The 20,536-nt window shown below is 43.0% G+C and carries 15 protein-coding genes; 7 read left to right on the forward strand and 8 right to left on the reverse strand.

Going from position 1 to position 20,536, the window contains the following annotated elements; all coding sequences use genetic code 11:
- Nucleotides 1-283: 283 nt before the first annotated feature.
- The 3 genes from IKW96_RS10880 to IKW96_RS10890 form a co-directional block, all read right to left on the reverse strand.
- Entirely contained in the window at nucleotides 284-1,252 is a 969-nt protein-coding gene (locus tag IKW96_RS10880; RefSeq protein ID WP_296574472.1) for a hypothetical protein, read from the reverse strand.
- A gap of 220 nt (nucleotides 1,253-1,472) precedes the next feature.
- Nucleotides 1,473-2,465: an alpha/beta hydrolase gene (locus tag IKW96_RS10885; RefSeq protein WP_296574475.1), complete on the reverse strand. Its 993-nt coding sequence runs from the start codon at nucleotides 2,463-2,465 to the stop codon at nucleotides 1,473-1,475.
- Nucleotides 2,449-2,982: a helix-turn-helix domain-containing protein gene (locus IKW96_RS10890; RefSeq protein WP_296574478.1), complete on the reverse strand. Its 534-nt coding sequence runs from the start codon at nucleotides 2,980-2,982 to the stop codon at nucleotides 2,449-2,451. Before IKW96_RS10890 ends, IKW96_RS10885 begins: the two co-directional genes overlap by 17 nt.
- A 235-nt stretch (nucleotides 2,983-3,217) precedes the next feature.
- On the opposite strand from IKW96_RS10890, the gene IKW96_RS10895 reads away from it, so the two are divergent.
- Both IKW96_RS10895 and IKW96_RS10900 read left to right on the forward strand, forming a co-directional pair.
- A complete protein-coding gene (locus IKW96_RS10895) occupies nucleotides 3,218-4,471 on the forward strand; it encodes a cellulase N-terminal Ig-like domain-containing protein (protein WP_296574481.1) in 1,254 nt (417 codons plus the stop codon).
- Between the two features lie 6 nt (nucleotides 4,472-4,477).
- Nucleotides 4,478-6,178: a glycoside hydrolase family 9 protein gene (locus tag IKW96_RS10900; RefSeq protein ID WP_296574537.1), complete on the forward strand. Its 1,701-nt coding sequence runs from the start codon at nucleotides 4,478-4,480 to the stop codon at nucleotides 6,176-6,178.
- A 309-nt stretch (nucleotides 6,179-6,487) separates the two neighbouring features.
- On the opposite strand, the gene IKW96_RS10905 is transcribed toward IKW96_RS10900, so the two are convergent.
- A complete protein-coding gene (locus IKW96_RS10905) occupies nucleotides 6,488-7,228 on the reverse strand; it encodes an alpha/beta fold hydrolase (protein ID WP_296574485.1) in 741 nt (246 codons plus the stop codon).
- Nucleotides 7,229-7,704: 476 nt separating this feature from the next.
- On the opposite strand from IKW96_RS10905, the gene IKW96_RS10910 reads away from it, so the two are divergent.
- The 4 genes from IKW96_RS10910 (at nucleotide 7,705) to IKW96_RS10925 (ending at nucleotide 15,038) form a co-directional block, all read left to right on the forward strand.
- Complete coding sequence (locus IKW96_RS10910; protein ID WP_296574488.1) at nucleotides 7,705-9,954, forward strand: bifunctional diguanylate cyclase/phosphodiesterase; 2,250 nt, start codon at nucleotides 7,705-7,707, stop codon at nucleotides 9,952-9,954.
- A 568-nt stretch (nucleotides 9,955-10,522) separates the two neighbouring features.
- Entirely contained in the window at nucleotides 10,523-11,083 is a 561-nt protein-coding gene (locus IKW96_RS10915) for an RNA polymerase sigma factor (RefSeq protein ID WP_296574490.1), read from the forward strand.
- On the forward strand, nucleotides 11,070-13,100 hold the full coding sequence (locus tag IKW96_RS10920) for a hypothetical protein (RefSeq protein WP_296574493.1): 2,031 nt from the start codon (nucleotides 11,070-11,072) through the stop codon (nucleotides 13,098-13,100). Before IKW96_RS10915 ends, IKW96_RS10920 begins: the two co-directional genes overlap by 14 nt.
- A 282-nt stretch (nucleotides 13,101-13,382) precedes the next feature.
- Complete coding sequence (locus IKW96_RS10925; RefSeq protein ID WP_296574496.1) at nucleotides 13,383-15,038, forward strand: carbohydrate binding domain-containing protein; 1,656 nt, start codon at nucleotides 13,383-13,385, stop codon at nucleotides 15,036-15,038.
- Nucleotides 15,039-15,144: 106 nt separating this feature from the next.
- Here the strand turns inward: IKW96_RS10925 and IKW96_RS10930 are convergent, their stop codons facing one another.
- Both IKW96_RS10930 and IKW96_RS10935 read right to left on the reverse strand, forming a co-directional pair.
- Nucleotides 15,145-15,693, reverse strand: coding sequence for a hypothetical protein (locus IKW96_RS10930; protein ID WP_296574501.1), 549 nt, complete (start codon nucleotides 15,691-15,693; stop codon nucleotides 15,145-15,147).
- Nucleotides 15,694-15,769: 76 nt separating this feature from the next.
- Complete coding sequence (locus IKW96_RS10935; RefSeq protein ID WP_296574505.1) at nucleotides 15,770-16,336, reverse strand: flavin reductase family protein; 567 nt, start codon at nucleotides 16,334-16,336, stop codon at nucleotides 15,770-15,772.
- A gap of 272 nt (nucleotides 16,337-16,608) precedes the next feature.
- On the opposite strand from IKW96_RS10935, the gene IKW96_RS10940 reads away from it, so the two are divergent.
- Complete coding sequence (locus IKW96_RS10940) at nucleotides 16,609-19,161, forward strand: LamG-like jellyroll fold domain-containing protein (RefSeq protein ID WP_296574509.1); 2,553 nt, start codon at nucleotides 16,609-16,611, stop codon at nucleotides 19,159-19,161.
- 49 nt (nucleotides 19,162-19,210) lie between these two features.
- On the opposite strand, the gene IKW96_RS10945 is transcribed toward IKW96_RS10940, so the two are convergent.
- On the reverse strand, nucleotides 19,211-19,834 hold the full coding sequence (locus IKW96_RS10945; protein ID WP_367112958.1) for a GGDEF domain-containing protein: 624 nt from the start codon (nucleotides 19,832-19,834) through the stop codon (nucleotides 19,211-19,213).
- On the reverse strand, nucleotides 19,810-20,379 hold the full coding sequence (locus IKW96_RS10950) for a hypothetical protein (RefSeq protein ID WP_296574515.1): 570 nt from the start codon (nucleotides 20,377-20,379) through the stop codon (nucleotides 19,810-19,812). The genes IKW96_RS10945 and IKW96_RS10950 overlap by 25 nt, the downstream gene beginning before the upstream one ends.
- Nucleotides 20,380-20,536: the final 157 nt, after the last annotated feature.

A 20,536-nucleotide genomic window follows, 5' to 3' on the forward strand; every position in this document is an offset into this window, starting at 1 on the left:
GGGCGTTAGTTTTCGTTGGGCGTCCTGTTTGGAAAAATTTAAGCTGGAAGTTTTAGGAAAGGAGTTTGATGAAGAACCCTTTTTCAAAAGGGTTTTCCTCAATAAATTCTCACAAATACTTCTCTATGCGTACCGCACATACGGAGCCGGCTTTGTATGATAAATCGAGATTTTTTTATACAACATTAAGTTACGAATGAAGTCAGAGTGGTCAAACATTATTTCAGAGGCAAGCCTTAATATGGCTTACTCAAAAAACACGTTTTATGTGCGGTTTGATTGCTTAGAATGAGTCATGTACCTCGTTTATCTTCCAGCATCCATCTTCCTTCACAGCGTCGATAACTACAGTTTCCTCTGCACCGTAATCATTGTTTTTGATGTTTATCGAGTAGCCGTTATCAGTTTTGTCAATTGTTGGATCCGTGTCTTCAAAGCAATATCTGCCGCCGATAGGACGATATTCGATATATAGTGCGCCTTCAATATCTATGCACTTGGGGTGTTCCGTTCCTAAAATGAAATCATAGTTGCTGCTGATGAACTGTTCTGTCATGTAGTGGTAAAGGTAATTGCGGACATCAGAAGTTGTTTTATAGATATTATCAACTGATTTATGATATACGGTTCCGTCATCGGTCGTGTATTCAGTATTGCTATCAGTAGCAACGCCAACTCCGCACATTATTTTGTCGGCGAAAGCAAGTGCATCCCTGAGGTCTTTGGCTTCCGGAATTGTGGGAGCGAGAGGAACATTGCTGTCATTTCGTACAAAGGACATTCCTCCCTCGGCTTCGGAGTATATCTCATTGAAAGGCTTTTCAGGGCATATAAAACCTGCCCATACCGTGCCATTGTCCTCATAGAATGAGTATTGGTATGTGAAAGAGCCGTCAGGTTTCTCTTCCGATTCAACTTTGATCTTGCCAAAGCGCGTTCCTCCGCCGGCATATTTAAGCGAGAAGCTTCCATCGTCATTGACTGTAAGAATGTTGTTGAATGCATCTGTCTCTACCCATTCACCGGCAAGATCAGCAGGAGAATAGTCTGCTGATGGAGCAGTAGGCTGAACAGCCTCAGTTGTTGCTGCAGTGGTTGTGGTCTGAGGTTCTGTTGTAGTGCTGACAGAAGTAGTCGAAGTTGTTGTCAATGAAGGGTTTTTTAAGTCATCTTTCCCGTTACTGTCGTGTCCACAGGATGTAAGGCACAGAATGCTGGATAATGCAGCTGCTGTAATAATTCTTTTTTTCATAATTGTCTCTCCTTTGATATATTAACGTAATATCTATTATAACACATTCTTTTCGCATTGTAAATCATTTCTTTTTTGTTTTATATACAGATAAAGCCTTTCAATAGACCAGGGTCTGTTGACATAAAAAATGTTTCACACACATGGAATTTCTGCTTTTGAAATGTTTTATGACATAAATGCAATGAATGCGCGATATGAAGTGCTTTATAGCCGCTAACTACTGAGCTTTATTTATAAATCCGACAATTTCTTTAAGAAATGCCGCAGGCTGATCATAAAAGCATAGATGTGTTGCTTTCGGTATCACAACAATTTTCTTTACAGGCGCTGAAATTTCATCGAAACATCGCTCCAGAAGCTTATTCGGGCATATAAAATCCTCATCACCGCTTACAAATATAACGGGCATATCAAAATGAAGATCGTTTCTGAAATCATGGGTCATGAGGGTGTGGCAAGTTCCGGTAAAAAGCTTAGGGTCTGAACGGAGCATGGACATCTTTTCGGATAGATTCAAAAAAGGCGAGGTCAAAAGCGCTTTCAGCGGAAACGTTCTTCCATCCTTGGCGATATATTTTGCACCGAGCATAGAAAAGACTTTTAATGATCTCAGGAATGCTGCATTCATCACAGGAGACTGTGATATGCTGTCAAGGAAACGCTGTATTTTTTCTATATCCGAAGCAGAGCCCTTTGCAGTCTCCTTCAGCCATTCGCAGGAGTAGCGCAGCCCGTCAAAATAATGGATATGCTGTCCGATTCCGATGTAGTGAGATACTCGCTCACCGTGCGTTTTAGCATACTCAGCACCGATCAGGCTGCCCCACGAAAATCCTGCAAGAATTATCTTCTCAAAATCATAGACCGTGTGAAGATAGTCGATCACATCATCAATATCTGCCATGTAGTCAGCAATGCTTCCGGATCGTGCAATGACCGCTGCATTTTTCTTGTTCGCAAGATAGGTTTTGCAGGTGTTTCGCTGATCCCAGTTGACAATTGTGAAGGCCTTTTCCCACTCAGATTGCATAATGTGACACAGTCCTGCCATAGAACCGCCGGGACCTCCGTGCAGAAACAGCATCAGCGGAGAATTTCTTTTTGCGCCCCTGATCTGGATATACTGCCGTATACCGTTGATTTCAACTGTATTACACAAACAAATTCCTTTTTCGGAGTAGCAATTCAGGATATCATTTTTTCGGCTCATCAGATTCTCCTCCTGTCGGTAATGACATCAAATACAGGTTCCGGGTTTTTGCATCTTTTGTAATGCTTTTATTCTGGTATCTGTCCAAAACAGCGTACAGTTCAGTTGCCATATCGGAAAAGTCACGGTCTGAAAGTGCAATTGCATAGTTTAGTATAAAGAGCTTGTCTCTTTCAACATCTGCATCAGGACGTTTGAAGTATTCGCTGCAAAGATTGAACATCCGGATAAATGCCGCCGTCATGATCTTCATACCGTCGGCATTGCTTTCACCTGATGAAATATAGATATTTTTGACAGCATATATTTTTTCGTTCTGGCCGCGAACCTTGTGTGTTTCGACGACCTCTATCACTTCCGCCGCAGTCATTTTCTCGATCCTTCGGTAAACGGTTGCCCGCGGAATATCGGGCGTGGCAGCAAGTATTTCAGCTACAGTCATTTTTTGGTTTTTCCGTATCAGCTGAATGAGCCTGTTTGATACAGGATCTGTCAGGATTTTAATAAGCTGTTCCATATGTCCTCCACTAATATCATTGTTCGAGATTAGTATAGCATACAAATTTGAGAAAGTCAAGCAGATCGTGAAATTATGTTCTCAGTTTTTTCAGAATACAGCTTACCATGAAGCTCCTTCGTCTGCTGTGCAGTCATAATAAAAGCAGATATTGACTGCTCTTCTTTTGTATGTTATAATTCTGATAAAGAGAAAGCATATGCAAATGCTTCAATAAATAAAGGGAGGGTTCCATATGCATAAAAAAGCAAGCAAGCTTGCCGCAGGGATCATGTCGCTGGCTATGGCAGCTTCGTCAACAGCTTCAGCTGCCGAGCCAATGAACGCAGGAGTTGTCTCCGTTATCGGTGAGAGCACATTCGAGAAAAAATCTTTGCCGTGGCGTACCTGTGCGGCATATCCTGCTAAGCAGGCCTTTGACATTGAGGACGGAGCTTTTCACATTACTATATATGTACCTCAGGGCGCTGATAATGAAAAATGGGACCTCCAGTTCAAGCACAAGAATCTGAGGTTAAAAGCGGGGCATGAGTACAGGGTAAGCTTTAAGGCAAAGAGCAATAGGGATGGTCTTGAACTTTGCTCACAGATCGGAGACAGTCGGAACGGCGATATATATTTCACGCTTGACGGGCAGACAAAAGATATGCACATGGGACCTCATATGGGAGGAAGATGGGCTGGTGCTGCCGCAAATCTCTCGAATGAATGGCAGACATTCGAGGGAATATTCATGCCTACAGAGGATCTCGAGGGTGTCGAATGGGCATTTGATTATGCAAAAGGCACTAATTATCAGGGAAATGCACAGTCATACGACGAGTTATGGTTTGACGATATGGTCATAGAATGCCTGACCTGTGAAGAAAACAACGACTCTTTCTGTGCATGGAGCTACCCGCAAGATTTTTGCTATGCAGTGCCGAGGAGCGATGTACGTCTTAACCAGGTGGGCTATTATCCCGACTCGGTGAAGATTGCTACTTATGAAACGGATTCCGACAGGGACGCTATGGATTTCAGAGTGCTCAACGAAAAGGAAGAAGAGGTCTATAGAGGCAGGACAAAGCCTGTAGGCATGGATAATGAAGCCGGCTTGGGTTACTTCCATAAGCTTGACTTCTCGTCTGTGAAAAAGCCGGGTAAATACACCATTGTTGTCGATGATGAGGAAAATGTTTACACCAATCCGTATACTGATGAAGTTTATAAGCGTTATATAAGCCATGAATTTACGGTCGGAAATAAGATCTACGGCAACATATTAAGAGACGCGTTGAATTTCTTCTATTTGCAGCATTCAGATATTGACTTAGATGAGAAAAAAATCGTTTCCGAGCCTTCTGAAGAGAACAGGGCTAAGCTCGCACATGATGCTCTTCATGCAAAGGACGAGGCATACATCTGTTCAAATTGGGGCGTTTTTGACGAGAAAGAGATATTAAAGGACGCTGCAGGCGGCTGGTATACCGACGATAATTGCAGTTAAAATGTTATTGCAGGAGCAAATGCAGTATGGCTTTTGCAGAATATGTATGAGCTTTCCGATAAAAAAGGATATAAAACGGCAGGCGGAAGTATGTCAGATATCCTTGAGGAAGCAAGATACGAGCTTGAATTTATGCTGGATATGGTAGTTGATCCGGAAACGGACAGCATATGGGGCGAGGATTATTCCGACATGGTTTATCACGGAGTCAAGTACATGAAAAGTTATAAACCTGTTGATCTGGGACTCATTGCCGATAAAGGCTCATTGAAAAGGATAGTTGATCCTCCGACTTATGCTGCAACATTTGACATGATAGCCTGTGCCGCACAAGCTGCACGACTTTGGGAGAAAGAAGATCCTGATTTTGCTGCTGAGTGCCTGAAACAGGCGGAGTCGTCATGGAAGGCAGTAAAGAGACATGAAAAAGAGTGGACAGACAGGTCGATAAGAGATAAAAACTTTGCATCGCATCTTGGGTGTAACAGCTTTGATCTGTATGATACAAGTATTGGTGATTACAATATAAATGATGAGGCATACTGGGCAGCCTGTGAGCTTTTTGCAACTACAGGCGATAAGGAGTACTATGATCAACTCATTTCTTTCAATCCCGATCTGAGCCTTACGGAATGTGTTCCCGACTTAAGTGATGTTATATTCATGCCCTATCCCGAAGACGGCTTCAAGGCATTCTGTGAAACCGATACATATGACTTTGGTACTTTATCATTGTACCTGAGTGATAAGATATCAGAAGATGACAGAAAGCTGATAAACGTAAATATTGGTAAGTCAGCCGATAATTTCGTGGCTGCCGCTGCAAACGATGTAAAGGATAACGAATACGCCAATGCTATGGATATACCGTACAGACAGGTGCAGTGCGGCTTTGGTCTTGATCAGTACTCTTACCCTGCGGACAGATGGGATACTTATGAATACGGTTCGAACTCCTCCATTGTCAATAATGCTGTAGTTATGGCATACGCCTACGATGCAACAGGTGATGTTAAGTACAGGGAATACGCCGGTTATGCGCTTGACTATTTTTTCGGAAGAAACGGTCTCGGTATATCATATGTGACAGGTTATGGCACATATCATACCAATAACCCGAGCAGCTGTTTCTGGCTGAATGAGCTCGACAGCAGATATCCGAAAGCTCCGAACGGAGTAATAGTCGGCGGTCCTACAGGACTTTCAGGCTGCCCTGATGGCGTAGGAGATGATTTGGTCAAGGGACTCGGTATGCACTTAGGAGAGATACCCGATCAGCAGCTTTATGCCGATTCGGTTGAGGCATGGACCTGCAATTCGGTAACGCCTCAATGGCAGGCTGCATTTGCTTGGATGCTTTCGTTTTTTGAAAATAATATGGGAAATGATGAAGATGCTCCTGTAACGACGGCAACTACAACTTCAACAGCAACGACTGCTACTGCAGCTACTTCTGAGACCAGTGTGATAATGGCGGGAGATGCGAACTGTGATGCTCAGGTCGATATGGGCGACGCAGTGCTTATCATGCAGGCTCTTGCAAATCCGAATAAGTTCGGCGTTACAGGATCTGACGAGCATCACATTACGCAGCAGGGAGCTTTAAATGCAGACGTTATCGGAAAAGACGGCATGACAAATGAGGACGCAGTCACTATTCAGAAATATCTTCTCAAGCTTATTACATCATTGCAGATTGATAAGTAATATAAAAGATGAATAAAAAAGCATCGGCTCAGATAACCGATGCTTTTTTATTGACGTTTTAGTATAAAAACTTGCTCAGTTTTGAAAGTATGTACAAAGTGGGTGGGTTAATTACGTGCAAGTTATAAATCTATAACTTAAAACTATTCAAATAATCATATCGTAACTACAGAAGAAAATAGATGCGTTTAACCTGATACCATAATTTGGCTCATGAGAACTCGGTTAGGTTCGTTGAGTTCCCAGTTAATTGTTCCGATTGTTTTAATCGTTTCTTGCATATGTAAAATTTTGCATTGCTACTCATGTTCAAAGTTTAAGTAAGAATTCTTTTATAGAATAAGCAAGTTCATCAAGATGACCTGTAAAACAGTGGTCTGCGCCGTGTATCGGAACAAGAACTGCATCGTTATAAAGCGTTGCAGCTTTCTCAGCATATGAGTACGGTACTGTAAGGTCTCCGTCACCGTGAACTATGAAAACTTTGCCCTTATATCTCGATATTGAATCTTCAACATGAATAGTCTGAGCTGTACGTATATAATCTCCCGATATCTCCCAGCTCTCACTGGCTAACTTATCGGGTATATGCTCAGGATCAAATGGATTTCCGAGTACAATACCTTCTCTTGCATTCTCAGGTATCATCCATGCAGGGGATAATGGCAGTATAGCTCTGAGGTCATCAGCACACATACCTGCTATAATCATGGTAAGAAGTCCTCCCTGAGAATGACCGCACATATAAAGATCGGTTACAAAATCCAGTTCTTTCGCATATGCAACTGTTGCAAGGGCATTCGTCACCCATTTGTAAAGTGTGTGTTCTTTGAAAGTACCGTCGCTTTTCCCGTGTCCGTACATTTCAACCCGAAGAACTGAAACGCCTGCATCATTCATTGCTTTCTGTGCAGCAATGATATGCTCTTCCTCCATATGTCCCGTAAAACCGTGTATCAGTATACAAAGCGGTCCTTTTGAAGTATTATCAGGGCGATCGAGCTTGGCATGAAGGCGAATGCCGTCATTGTTTATATAGAATTCTTTCATAACTTCTGTCCTCCTCAAAAAGATATTTACACATAAATCCAGCAAGCTTTTAGCTTGTCTGATGGCGATTTTATAATAAATTTTGGTTTATTAGATAGTATTACAGATATCATTATACTATAAAATAATAAAAAAAACAATAGATAACAAGTCCAATTCTTTTAACAGAGTGATTCTATGAAGTGCCTTGTGTCATTACCGGCAGCTTTTTTGCACATTTTTAACAAACGGCAGTGCTTTGCATTGTTTAAAGCTACAAAAGATTAATGTAATAGGTGATTATTAACAAAATAATAATGTATACAAAAGAGGAATATGTTATTATGTAAATGTAGAATTGATTTTAATATTATGAGCTAACTTACAATCATATATGTTCGATAACATATTGAATAGAATTGGCACTTCGATAGGTATTTATCATATTCAGACATATTTATCAGAGATGTTAATAATTATAACAGAAAGGAGCAGCTATGAATTTTCAGGATCTTGCCAATAGTTTTCATGCACCTGCCTGTATTGTATCTGTTGAAAAAAAGCCTGACGGCGGATATGGCGAGATACGTCTTACCGCAGGAAACAAAAAGTACGTCGAAATGGTCGAAATGCGTTTCGATAATGATGATTTCTATGTTTCGGAAGATGTCGGCTCCAAGTTTATCCCCGGTTCGCTTTATAATAAATATTTCCCGAAAAACCGCAGCTTTGAAGAGGTATGCTTCAAAGCTGCAGTAAAGAAAGTTCCTGTCCATACATATACTCATATGGATAATGTGGATATCTGGTTCGACATTTACAGTATTCCACTTGACTGCGAAAACGGCAATGTCTGCTACTGTGTCTATATCGCCATCCCAAGCGAGAACGCCAATATCGTTCTTGATACAGACAAAACGGCCCGTACTTCCAACGACGTACTCAAGACCTGTATCAAGCTGCACAAAGCCAACAACCTCAAGGACGCCATGGAAGGTGTTATTGCGGAGATTCGACAGATCTGCAAAGCAGAGTGCTGCACAGTCCTGCTGCTGGATACTGCTAAAAAAGATTATTCTATCCTTGCCACAGATTTCAGGGAAAACAGTAGACTGAAACGTGTTACGGAATTTGAAGGATACTATAATATCGCGGCTTCCTGGATAGATATGATAGGCACCGAAAACGACTGTGTCATTATTCAGGATAAGAATGATATGGAATATTACAGCCGTGTCAATAATCCCTGGTATCTCACACTAATTGAAGCAGGAGTCAGAAGCGTTGTACTGTTTCCTCTGCGCCAGGGGCATGAGATACTCGGCTTCATCTGGGCTACCAATTTCGATACCGATGATACCATGCGCATCAAGGAAACACTTGAATTTACTACATTTTTCATTTCTTCGCATATTGCCCGATATAAGATCATCAAGCGACTCGAATACATGAGCTATACCGACGCACTGACAGGGCTTCCGAACCGTTTTGCCTGCACTGATTATATTTCACAGCTTATTGAGTGCAATAACAGGTTCACGGCGGTCTCGATCGACCTAAACCACTTCAAAAGCATTAATGATTCCCTTGGTCAGGAGGCAGGAAATCAGGTGCTTATCGGAGTTTCGCAGTGCTGGAAGGCTATATCGGAAGAAGAAAGCTCGGATATCAGGCAGTATATCACCCGTATAAACGGCGATGAGTTCCTTCTTGTTGTCAGCGGATACAGCTCAGAAAATGAACTGAGAGAAATTATCGGGAGATACGCCGACGCGCTGAATAAGCCTTTTACTGTTGACGGCTGTGATCTTTACATCACCGCAAGCTTCGGTTATGCAGAGTATCCTGCGGACGCAGACACTGCAGATTCCCTTATCTCCCATGCCGATGCAGCCATGAATGAGATAAAGAAAGCTCACAGCAGCGACCATATACTCAGATTTTCCTCTGAGATCCTCAAAAACGTTCATATGCTCGAAATCGAGAACAAGATAAGGGCGGCACTTGAAAATGAAACCATATTCTTCAATTTGCAGCCGCAGTATGACATGGAGCACAGACTCCGCGGTTTTGAAGCACTTGCGCGTATGAAGGACGCAGACGGCAGCCTGATATCTCCGGGAGAATTCATACCTGTCGCAGAAAAAGTCGGTCTTATAGACAAGGTAGACGGTATGGTTTTCAGAAAGGCGGCTGAATGTTTCAGCAAGCTCGTAAAAAAGACAGGTCTTGAGCTGACACTGAGTATAAACGCATCTGTGAGACACCTTATGAAAAACGGCTTCGTTAACGAGATATCCGAGCTGATTAGAAACAGCGGTTTCTCTCCATGGCAGCTCGAGATAGAGATAACAGAGTCAATATTTATAGATTCGGCAGAAAAAGCCCTGCAATGCATAAATCAACTCAGATGTATGGGGGTAAGATTTGCACTGGACGATTTCGGAACAGGCTATTCTTCCCTTAGTTACCTCAGCAAGATCCCTGTAAACCTGCTGAAGATAGACAAATCATTCATCGACAGGATCAATTCAAATGAGTCCTCAAAGCAATACGTAGCAGCGATGATATCAATGGGGCATATTATGGGACTCAGCGTAATTTCAGAGGGCGTTGAGGAACAGGAGCAGATCGAAACGCTCCGCAGTATCGGCTGCGACTATATACAGGGCTTTATATGGGGACGTCCTATGTCAGCCGATGACGCTGAAAAATTGGTTTCAGAAGCAGGAGATAAGACATTATGATTACTAATGTCTTATGAGAATAAATTTATTTTCTCCGTTAAACGCCAATCTTTTTAGGCTGATCAAATTACAAAAATTTACTTTATATAAATTAAAATAGTCACAAGATCATTCTGAATCCTGTGACTATTTTGATTTTAGACATAATGACATTATACTTATAGTGGCTGTACAAATCGCCGTTTAGTTTTTGGTTATAATTACCTTTTTTGAAGTTGAGATTTTTGTGTCTGATCTGGAGAGCCTGTTTTTCATTCTCAGCTCCTATGGGAACGATGAGACAGATGTGAAGTTTTCGGTCATCAGTCCGGAAAAATGACGGCATGAGGTGATTTTTTGACGGTATATCTTGAATTTAAAGCTGTTCTGTGATAAAATTAGTTTAGTAACTTTTGATTAATGCAATACTAAAAATGTGGGAATACAACAAAAAAGCGGTTCATACCACAGCGTATTGCACAAAGTTTTAAAAACCTCCGAAAAAAGCAGAATAAAGCGCGTAGTTTTTCCTTCTGATGACGTCTAATAAGTGAAAGCTCGGGAAAAGCTTTCGGAAAGGAGCAGGTCTATGGATAACGGTGCAAGTAGCTACCGCCGTTTTCGTGACAATGGTGATGTACACGGATTGGATGAGATAATAATAGAATACAGCGACGGTCTGATACTGTACCTGACAAGCATAGTAGGGAATATTCAGACAGCCGAAGAGCTTACGGAAGATACTTTTGTACTGCTCGGAACTAAAAAGCCGAAGTTTAAAGAAAAAAGCTCTTTCAAGACTTGGCTCTATGCGATAGGAAGGAATATTGCGGTAGACCATCTACGCAAATATTCAAAAAAAGCCTGTATTTCGTTAGAAGACGCCCCTGAGATGACGGATGATGAAAATGCTGTTGAAGAAGCATATATCAGGAAAGAACAGCAGATCACCATACATAAGGCAATGCGAAAGCTTCAGCCCAAATATCAGCAGGTGTTATGGCTCATCTATTTTGAAGGATTCAGCAATAAAGAGGCAGCAAAAATCATGAACAAGAGTCTCCGCAGCCTTGAATCCATACTTTATCGTGCTCGGAAATCACTTAAATCACAACTTGAAACGGAGGGTTTTGATTATGCTGAAACATGAAGAGATGATAGAGAATGTACACCGCCGCATAGCTCAGTATGAGGAGGAGAAGAAAATGAGACATTCTTTATTCAGGAACCTTTTTTCAGTGATAAAGCCGAACACCAGCAAAGCTAATAAAAATAGCGATGACGGATATACAGAAGTTGAAAGCGGTACGGAGCGTATCAGGACCTCAGGCCGTATGATTCGAATGGTAAGTTCAATTGCTGCAGCGGTCATACTGGTAACAGGCATAAGCGCTACGGGATATCTGCTCCACAAGAACAAGCCTTTGAATGAAAACGAAAAGGACAACGAAACAACCACTGAGGTCAGCGAAATAACATCTTCAAACACTATGGTCACGACTTCTGCAAGGAAGCCCGTCAGAATAGTGGAGACCGATCCATTCTCAGCGCTTCTGTGTGACGACTATGATCTAAAGTATCCGCGCGTCATGCTGAAAAATTCCATGCGCGAAAGCATAAAGGAAGTGTTCGATTCCGTTAAGGAATGGGAGATCGCTGATAATTACGACAGATTTGTTCATTATGATAACGGCGGTTCGTGGTCGCCGCTGGCTGAGCGCCTTAACTTTACATCGGTAAATTATTCTCTGCGTATCTGCGACGATAATATAATCGAATATGCTGTTCTGATCGGGGATAAATGGAAAAAGACATTTTATGAATGCAACAGCCTTGAACTCATAAACAGCATAGCCGATATCATTGAAAGCGGAGCTCCCTATAACGGTGTGGATTTCGACGAAGACGTATCGGATTTCGTTTACTGGCCTACTTATGAGTCGGTGTCGCAGCTCAGTGATATCCAGAAAAAAATGATGCAGCTGCTTATGAAGAGCTGTGAATGGACGGAAAAAAGTGCTCAGCGCGACAGCTTTGTATGCGATTTTGTGCTGAACAGCGAGAAAAACGGAAGACTCTACATTTATCAGGGCGGCGGAGCTGAATTTGTTGACGTTTCAGGCAGGGTATACGAGTGTGCGGGCTCGGATTTCTCCGAGGATTTCAGCTATATCATGTTCCCGTATAAGTATGGCCAAATGGAAACGACTGTACGGATACTTGATAAAGACGGAAAAGAGATCATCACGACCAATGCTCAGAACAGCGGGCGTCTTGAGAATTTCATCCTCAATGATTTTCCGGCATTGATCCACCCGATAGCAGCTGACGAGGAGTTCAGGCACAGCAATATCTCTGATTACAGAGTTGAAAAATCTTACAGAGCCAACGGCGTTGAGCTCAGAAGCGAAAGCTATTTGATCTCTGGTACAGGCCTTGTAGAGAGAGAAGACCATGTTGTGGATCCCGTAAAAGGACGGGTTCCCGGAGGCTCCCGATGCTACTATATAGACGGCTCGATCTTCGAGGCAAAGCTCAATGAACTGAATGATCCGATCCCGGAAGAAAAAACATCTGAAAATAAAGAGGAAGATAAAAAGGAAGAAGGAAAGCGCGAGGAAGTCCCTTTGACTACCGAACATCAGGAGAAAAACACTCAGCAGGCAACGACCGAAAATGCCAAGCCTACAGAGAGTGATGTTCCGATAACGACCATCTCCGAATACTTTGAGGATAATTACGATACAACCAAGCCGCAGGTAGTTATTTCCCATAAAATAAATAAAGATGAATGGGAAACAATTGCGTCATATAAGACGCATGACAACGATGTGCTCGACGATTTTGCAGCTGATATATTTACACCTATGATCATGCCGGAGATTGAAGAACCTCTATATGGCATTTGTTCTATCGTAGAATCATATAGTATTGTAAGGATATATAAGACGAATGAAGGAAAAATAAGACGAGATTCTTTCGGCATATTTGAACGTGAAAATTTCGGAACGCCCTTATTGCCAAGCGGAAAATTCGGAACAGGCTCATCGGTTTCGTATGAGTTTGATAACGGTGAGTGGATACCTGCAGGTGCAGAGAATTATTCTATAGACTTTGCGGCATTTAAAGAAGCGCTCACTGAATGTCTTGACAGATGTGCATACTGAATCAGCTGAACCTGAACAAAAGAAGAATACATAAATAAGACAGGAGTATGTTCAATGAAACATACTCCTGTTTTTATGACAGAAAGGAATATTGTCCTGATTTTTAGACTCTAATTTGTATCAGTTTGTTCAAAAACGTGTTCCGTATAAATGAAAACCGCTTTTTATCCACCAAAAGGAGTGAAAAATGGGTTTAACATTTGCTCAATATGTTATATTATATATATGTATTATTCGTTTTTCATCTTAACACGATTTTTGACATTCAAGGAGGAACCAAACATGAGCAAAAACAAAACATTAAAGTCAGTACTTGCTGGCGTTCTAGCAGGGACATTGGCACTTCCTGCGGCAGTTGCACCGCCTGTGGGTACTTTTGCACAGGAGTTTGACGCGAGCGGTGTATACTGCCATGACACTTTTGAGAGCGGTACAGATGATTGGGAGGGCAGAGGCGGCGCTTCCGTTTCAACTGGCAGTACAGCTTTCGCAGGAAGCGGCGCACTTTCCGTTTCCGACAGGGGAAGCGCATGGCACGGAGCTATGAAAGCTCTCGACGATACTGCATTCAAGGCAGGAGAGGAGTACAGCTTCAGCGCGGCAGTATCGGGCTCGGGCAATATGATGCTATCGCTCCAGTACAAGGACTCCTCAGGCAAAACAGTATACGACCACATTGCAAACGGGCAGTCATCAGGCGATTATGTACAGCTCTCGAATGCAAATTACAAGCTTCCCGAAGGCTCGGAATATATCCTCTATGTTGAGACCGAATCAGGTACGGACAGTTTCTGCATTGATGAGGTGATAATTGCAAAGGCAGGAGCCGATACAGGAAGCTCTGAGGCTGTAAAATCGGTACAGGGTGATTTCAACGGTGATGAGAGGATCGACTCCTTTGACCTCATTGCAGCAAGAAAAGCCCTGCTAAGCTCCGCTGAAATAGGCATGGAGATAGCTGATCTCGACGGCGACGGCAGTTTTGCAGTCAATGATATTGTTATGCTTTCAAAGTATATCCTTGCACAGGTAAGGGAGTTCGCAAAACCGAAGGTCACAACTACCACCCCGACGACAACAGCTCCCGTAACAACAACTACCACAAGCAAGGCGGCAGGCGACTACATGGCAAGTATCCGCGATAAAATAACGGTGAATGTACCCTCGAATGTACTGAAAAATGCGGAGGGCAAGCTTGAGCACATCACATATTTCTCCAAGAAGGCAAACCGTGAAAAGGGTGCAAATGTATGGCTGCCTCCAGGATATGACAGCAGTAAGAAATATCCTGTATTCTATGTAAATCACGGCTACGGCGGCGACGAGTCGGCTATGGTGAACGGAATGGGCGTTCGTGAGATAGCCACGAACCTTATCAAGAGCGGTGAAGCAGAACCGATGATAATCGTATTCACGAACCAGTATACCGATCCGAACCACACTGCACAGACAGGCAACGGTCAGGCAGATGTTCCCGGTTACGATAATTTCGTGGAGGATATGCCGGACAGCCTTATGCCGTATATCGAGTCTCATTATCCTGTCAAGACAGGACGTGAAAACACTGCAGTTGCAGGCTTCTCAATGGGAGGCAGAGAGTCGCTCTATATTGGTATGAAGTGCTGTGACAAGGTCGGATATATCGGCGGCGGAGCTCCTGCCCCGGGTATATTCCCAACAAAGGATCAGTTCATGACTCACCCAGGCGTTATGAGCAAGGACGATATGAGGATAGATCCTCCGTATTCGCCGTATTTGCTGATGATCGCAGGTGGTACAGCCGATAATATGGTAAACGACTTCCCGAAGCAGTACAGCGACCTGTTCACACAGCACGGCACGGAGAATATCTACATTTCCGTACCAGGCGGCGGTCACGACAGCAGTACGGTAATCCCGCTGATGTACAACTTCATAAGATTTATATTCAAGGCATGACCGTAATTGCATATAGTATGCGATAAAGCCTAAAAAGTCAGACAGTCACAGGATATTGATTTTATCCTGTGACTGTTTTGTTTTTGTATGTACTATAAGAATTGCTTTACAGATAAACTTCATAAAGCTTAAAAACCACGAAATCGCCCTCTTCCAGTGTGAGCGGAGGATGAGTAAGCCTGAATTTTTCCCTTTCTGCAATATATTCGTCTATTTCCTCTTTTGTTTGAAAAAGTCCGTATTGATTCAGAGTAAACTGCGGGAATACAAACGGTATCTCATTGTATACAGCTGAATAATTATCACCGTTTGCATAGGCGTAATCATATCCCAAAAATTTCTTCCTTACATCGGGAGCAGAAAATACGGGCTCCGGTATTTCGGATTCGCAAAGCAGAATTCTGAACGGTATATTGCGGCGTTTGGCTTCATTTATATACCTGGATATGTACTCAATATCAGTGCAGGCTGCGACCCAGGAGTGTTCGCCGTGATCGGTAAATGTTTTGTCTATATTTTCGTCATAGTATTTTTCAAAGCTTTCATCGTCATTGAGGAACCAGTTCTCTCCCGTTTTTTCACTTAAACCGCTGCCGTCTATTCCTTTGTAGCTGCTTTCTGCATATCTTTGCATTATAAAGCCGTTGACAAACATATCTTACTGCTCCTTTTTCAAATTAAAAGTGCCTGTAATTGCTTTTTAACGAAACGTGTCTGTTTACTGTCAAAGCTTATACAATATCAAACTTTTTTCCAACGCTTCGTGCAGCAGCAACACTTTCGCCCACAGCTCTGTAGCATTTGGTAACGGTATCATATATAACAAATCCTGCCTTGCTGTAATCGACCTTGCCGTCGGTCATGACATTTTCGTCCGCTTTCAGACCGACGATCTCAGCGACAATTCTTGTCTCGTTGAATTCCTCCTGTATCTCTATGACCCTGCATTCGATAGCAACAGGTAGCTGATCTATGATGGGCGCATTGACCTTATCAGACTTTGTAACGGTAAAACCGCACTTTTCAAGCTTGTTTTCCATGTTATTGCCCGATACAATGCCAACGAAGTCGCAGGCGGCGATCTGATCCGCTGTAGCATATGCAACGGTGAACTCCCTGTTAAGCTTTATATTGGCAGTTGTCTTATGTGAGCCTGAAAGGCTTACGGATATCTGAGTCATGCCTGCCTGACCGCCCCAGGCTGCGTTCATGGCATCAGGAGTGCCTTTTTCGTCATATGATCCGATGATGAGTACGGGAAGGGGGGCAAAAAAGCCCTTATCAAATGCTTGTTTCATAATTATGACCTCCGTGTTTTGCAGCGGCTGAAGCCGCTTTTTTATTAGCCGCTTGTCAATTATTCCAAAATTGACAAGTAATTCTTTTACATAGTAATAGTATATCACAGTATCGTTCACAAATCAACAGAAATGCGACGATAATTCTTATTTTAACATTATTGATGAGCATATAAGCTGAGAAAAAAGAAATATACCGCAAAATATTGCAATAAACAGCTTGCCGTGATATAATAGCCTTAACAGCAGAAAAACATAAAAGGAGTGAACTTATGAAAAAAATATTCAGCGTATCGGTATTGGTTAAGCGTACTGCTGCGATCCTCTGCGGTGCAGCCATGCTTCTGACAGTCAGCAGCTTTGAAAGGGACATGAACAACTATGTGTCAGCAGCTCCTGCAGCAGTTTCGGACGAGATAGGATTTGTTGGAAATCTTTTCTGTATTGCAGACGGCAAAAATGCAGATCATGCAGAGCTGCAGTGGGCGACTACCCTTTATGCCGACAGTTTTGCGCTTTACCGGTCTACCGATCCCGAAAGCAATTTTGTCAAAGTATATGAGGGCAGCGGAAATTCCTACGAGGACGATGACATGGCTGTTGGAACAACCTATTATTATCAGCTCTGCGTCAATTCAAAGGGAAAGGAAATGTACTCATCTGTGAAGTCGCTCACTCCCTGCGCTCTGCCTTCGGGACTAAGCACCTATGACAATCAGAAGGGCAGCAGCCTTGTGTATGACACCAACGGCTACAAGGTGGGTAATACCTACTACAGCTACTCGCTGAAAAAACACGCAGGCAAGGACGATATCTACCTTGCGGAAACTACCTCGAGCGACGGAAAACGCTTCGGCAATGAGCGTAATGTTGCCGACAGCTCACAGAATTCCGCTCTTGAAAGCTGCAAGATAGAGTCAGTCCATATCGACTATATCCCTGCGAAGAACAAGGTGGTCGTATGGGCTCACTGGGAAAAGCCAAGCGGCTACAGCGACGGAAAAGCACTTGTTATCACGGGAACTCCGGGCGGACAGTTCACTGTTCATCACGTATACAATCCTCTTGGCATACAAGTGCGTGATATGGCTATATTCTTTGATGATGACGGTTCGGGATACCTTATCGCAGCTGCCAACAAAGAGGGGCAGGGAGCGAATGCTACCATGTACATCTTCCGAATGAATGATGATTACAGCGATGTTACCGAGGTAGTGACCACACTTTTCGAGAATCAGTACCGTGAATTTCCTAATCTTATAAAAAAGGACGGGTATTATTTCCTTTTTACCTCGCAGGCTGCGGGCTGGTACCCCAGCAGCGGCGCATACAGCGTAACAAGGGATCTGAAAGGGAAGTGGAGCGAGCTCCGCAGCATAGGAAATACTTCGACGTTTTCATCGCAGTCGGGCTGGATAGTCAATATGCAGGACATGAATTACCTCATGCACGCATACCGCTGGCTGAGAGCTTCTTCCACAAGCGGAACTACCCTTTGTCCGCTTTATTTTGACAATGGATTTGCTTTTTATGATTATTGCCCTTACTTTAAATACAACACATCAACAGGCGATCTTTTCCCTGTTCAGCAGGGCGAGCTGCTCTCACAGGACAGACCGTGTTCTTCATCCCTTGCGGCAAAGAGCGGAAATTCTTCTGCGAAAGCCTTTGACGGCTCATATCAGAGCTCTTTCACAGCTATCGGCGACTACAAGAAATGGCCTTTTTATTTACAGGTTGACCTGGAAAGCCTCTGCGAACTGACAAATATACAGACCTCATGGTACATCTGCAAGGGCTCGGAGGGCTATTACACATATACTGTAGAGGGAAGTCTTGACGGTATAAACTGGACAAAGCTCCTTGACCACACGGATAAGAGCAGTGAAGCAGTCAACAAGACATATGGCTTCAACAGCGATATGCTTTCGGGAAAAGCACGTTATGTGCGTCTGAACGTTCAGAACGCCACATTGCAGAACAATCCCGACAATAACTGGTATACTCCCACGGTCTATGAGGTAAAGATATTCGGAACTCCCGTGAGCTCGGCAGAAAAGCCGAAGCCTTATGTGGATATTGATTTTGAGGAAAGTACTGGAAATCTCGGCCTAAACGGCGGAGCTGCCGTAAAACAGGACGCACAGAAGGGAAATGTACTTTATCTTAACGGAAATGACGGTACCTACGGCGAATTCCCAACGGGTATGCTTGACGGCTGCCGCGATTATACCGTGAGCATGGACATAAAGTCTGAATCCGAAGGTAATTTCTTTACTTTTGCCGCAGGAAAGAACGACGAAAAGTACGTTTTCTTCCGTGTTGCGAAGGAACTTTTCAGATTTGCGGCAACTACCGACTCATGGCGTGACGAGACCGAACTGATCTGCGATGTAAGCGGTTCTGAGTGGCATAACTACACACTTGTTGTGAACGGAGCCGATACAAGACTGTATATCGACAGGAACGAGGTTCTTCATACTACCGGAACTCACGGCCAGATAGCCGATATGGGTTCGGGAACAAGCTGCTATATCGGAAAGTCCTACTATTCCGACGACAGCTGTTTCAAGGGAAGTATTGATAATATAAAGATATACAAATGCGCTCTTACCGCAGACGAAATAGGCGGAAAAGCGGAAGTAAAAGGTGATGTGAACGGTGACGGAGCGTTTTCTGCAGCTGATCTGGTGACAATGCAGCATTTTCTGCTCGGAAGCGGCAGGCTTGCCAACTGGAAAAACGGCGACCTCTGCCAGGATAACAGGATAGATGTTTTTGATCTTTGTATTATGAGAAAGCTGCTGATAAAAAGCTCAAACTGATTATTATACCTAAAAAATGGTGAGTTCGATAAAGGAACTCACCATTTTATTATTTATCAGCTTCGTTTTCCTTACGCTTACCGTGGAAGATCTCCTTCTGAACATACAGCTGCTCGTCCGCCTGTGTAATGAGCTGTGTTGCCGTAACAGCACCCGAACGGCATTCCGCACTGCCTGTACAGACAGAGATAGTGGGGATAAGATCAGCGCATTTTTCCCTGAGAGAATTGACTTCATGCTGGATAGATTCCTGAACCTGAGCGTTTTCGCTGGTTATCAGCACAAATTCGTCACCGCCGTATCTTGCACAGAAGCCGTGAAGCCTGTCCGATACGTTCCTGAGAGCGTCAGCGACCAGCTGTAAAGTTCTGTCTCCGACGATATGACCGAATTTGTCATTTACCAGTTTGAAATCGTTAACATCTATCATGTAAATCCTGAACGGATTGTCATCAGAGGCATTGTGTATCATATCCTGAAGGAAGATCTCCATTCGTCTGCGGTTATTGAGACCGGTGAGAGCGTCTGAATAGATCTCGCTGTTCTGTATTTCGAGGAACGAAAGATGGATAGCAAGAAATGTTCCGAGGGGAACGATAGGGGTAAGCGGAAGTATTCCTTCAAGTACTGCTGCGACAGACGGAATTATTATAAAAAGCAGGGGAGTCTGTATTCCTTTTTGATCTTGACCTGCTTATTTGAAAAGCTATGTGCGAAGGAGTATATACCGCTTCCGAAAAGCTGTATAAATATAAAAATAAGGTGAAGATTGTATCCGCTTGCGAGCTTATAGATATTGTTCTCGTCAATATAAAAGTAATAGCCTGTGAAAGCAGATGAAACTGTAATGATGCAGTCAACTGCCGCAACGGTATAATGCATGGCTTTCAGCAGTTTCATATCCTTGGATTTGTTCTGGTCGATACGGTAGATAACGAATATGCACCAGCCGAGAGTAAGCAGCGATATAGCCACAAGTCCGGTAACGCTCGTCAGCTTGTTGAGGTTCCTGTTGAACGGAACAAGTTCGCTCTGACCGAGTGCCCACCAGCTGTCGCTCATAAGGTATATAATGAAAAAAAGTGCCATTCCTCTGAAATGACGCATCTGAAGGTCTGTACCGACATTTTTGTTGGCTTTTATAATAATTCCTATGGAAAAGAAAATACAGAAGATCTCGGTTATCACATATGAAATGTATATTGCATGACTTGCCATTTTCTCATCTCCCCGTAATATGAAACAGAATAACTCTACGATTTTATAATAACATATTTATACAATACAAGTGTTGTTATTTTGTTAATATTTGTCTCTGTTTTTTATATTTGTAATATTAAACAATAGATGATGTTACGCTTTGTATAAAACAGTC

The organism is Ruminococcus sp., assembly GCF_017549005.1.
Taxonomy (GTDB): domain Bacteria; phylum Bacillota; class Clostridia; order Oscillospirales; family Ruminococcaceae; genus Ruminococcus.

Excerpts from the sequence above, each read along its gene's own strand:
- IKW96_RS10880 (WP_296574472.1), bottom strand. The coding sequence starts at position 1,252 with ATGAAAAAAAGAATTATTACAGCAGCTGCATTATCCAGCATTCTGTGC.
- IKW96_RS10885 (WP_296574475.1), bottom strand. The coding sequence starts at position 2,465 with ATGAGCCGAAAAAATGATATCCTGAATTGCTACTCCGAAAAAGGAATT.
- IKW96_RS10890 (WP_296574478.1), bottom strand. The coding sequence starts at position 2,982 with ATGGAACAGCTTATTAAAATCCTGACAGATCCTGTATCAAACAGGCTC.
- IKW96_RS10895 (WP_296574481.1), top strand. The coding sequence starts at position 3,218 with ATGCATAAAAAAGCAAGCAAGCTTGCCGCAGGGATCATGTCGCTGGCT.
- IKW96_RS10905 (WP_296574485.1), bottom strand. The coding sequence starts at position 7,228 with ATGAAAGAATTCTATATAAACAATGACGGCATTCGCCTTCATGCCAAG.
- IKW96_RS10910 (WP_296574488.1), top strand. The coding sequence starts at position 7,705 with ATGAATTTTCAGGATCTTGCCAATAGTTTTCATGCACCTGCCTGTATT.
- IKW96_RS10915 (WP_296574490.1), top strand. The coding sequence starts at position 10,523 with ATGGATAACGGTGCAAGTAGCTACCGCCGTTTTCGTGACAATGGTGAT.
- IKW96_RS10920 (WP_296574493.1), top strand. The coding sequence starts at position 11,070 with ATGCTGAAACATGAAGAGATGATAGAGAATGTACACCGCCGCATAGCT.
- IKW96_RS10925 (WP_296574496.1), top strand. The coding sequence starts at position 13,383 with ATGAGCAAAAACAAAACATTAAAGTCAGTACTTGCTGGCGTTCTAGCA.
- IKW96_RS10930 (WP_296574501.1), bottom strand. The coding sequence starts at position 15,693 with ATGTTTGTCAACGGCTTTATAATGCAAAGATATGCAGAAAGCAGCTAC.
- IKW96_RS10935 (WP_296574505.1), bottom strand. The coding sequence starts at position 16,336 with ATGAAACAAGCATTTGATAAGGGCTTTTTTGCCCCCCTTCCCGTACTC.
- IKW96_RS10940 (WP_296574509.1), top strand. The coding sequence starts at position 16,609 with ATGAAAAAAATATTCAGCGTATCGGTATTGGTTAAGCGTACTGCTGCG.
- IKW96_RS10950 (WP_296574515.1), bottom strand. The coding sequence starts at position 20,379 with ATGGCAAGTCATGCAATATACATTTCATATGTGATAACCGAGATCTTC.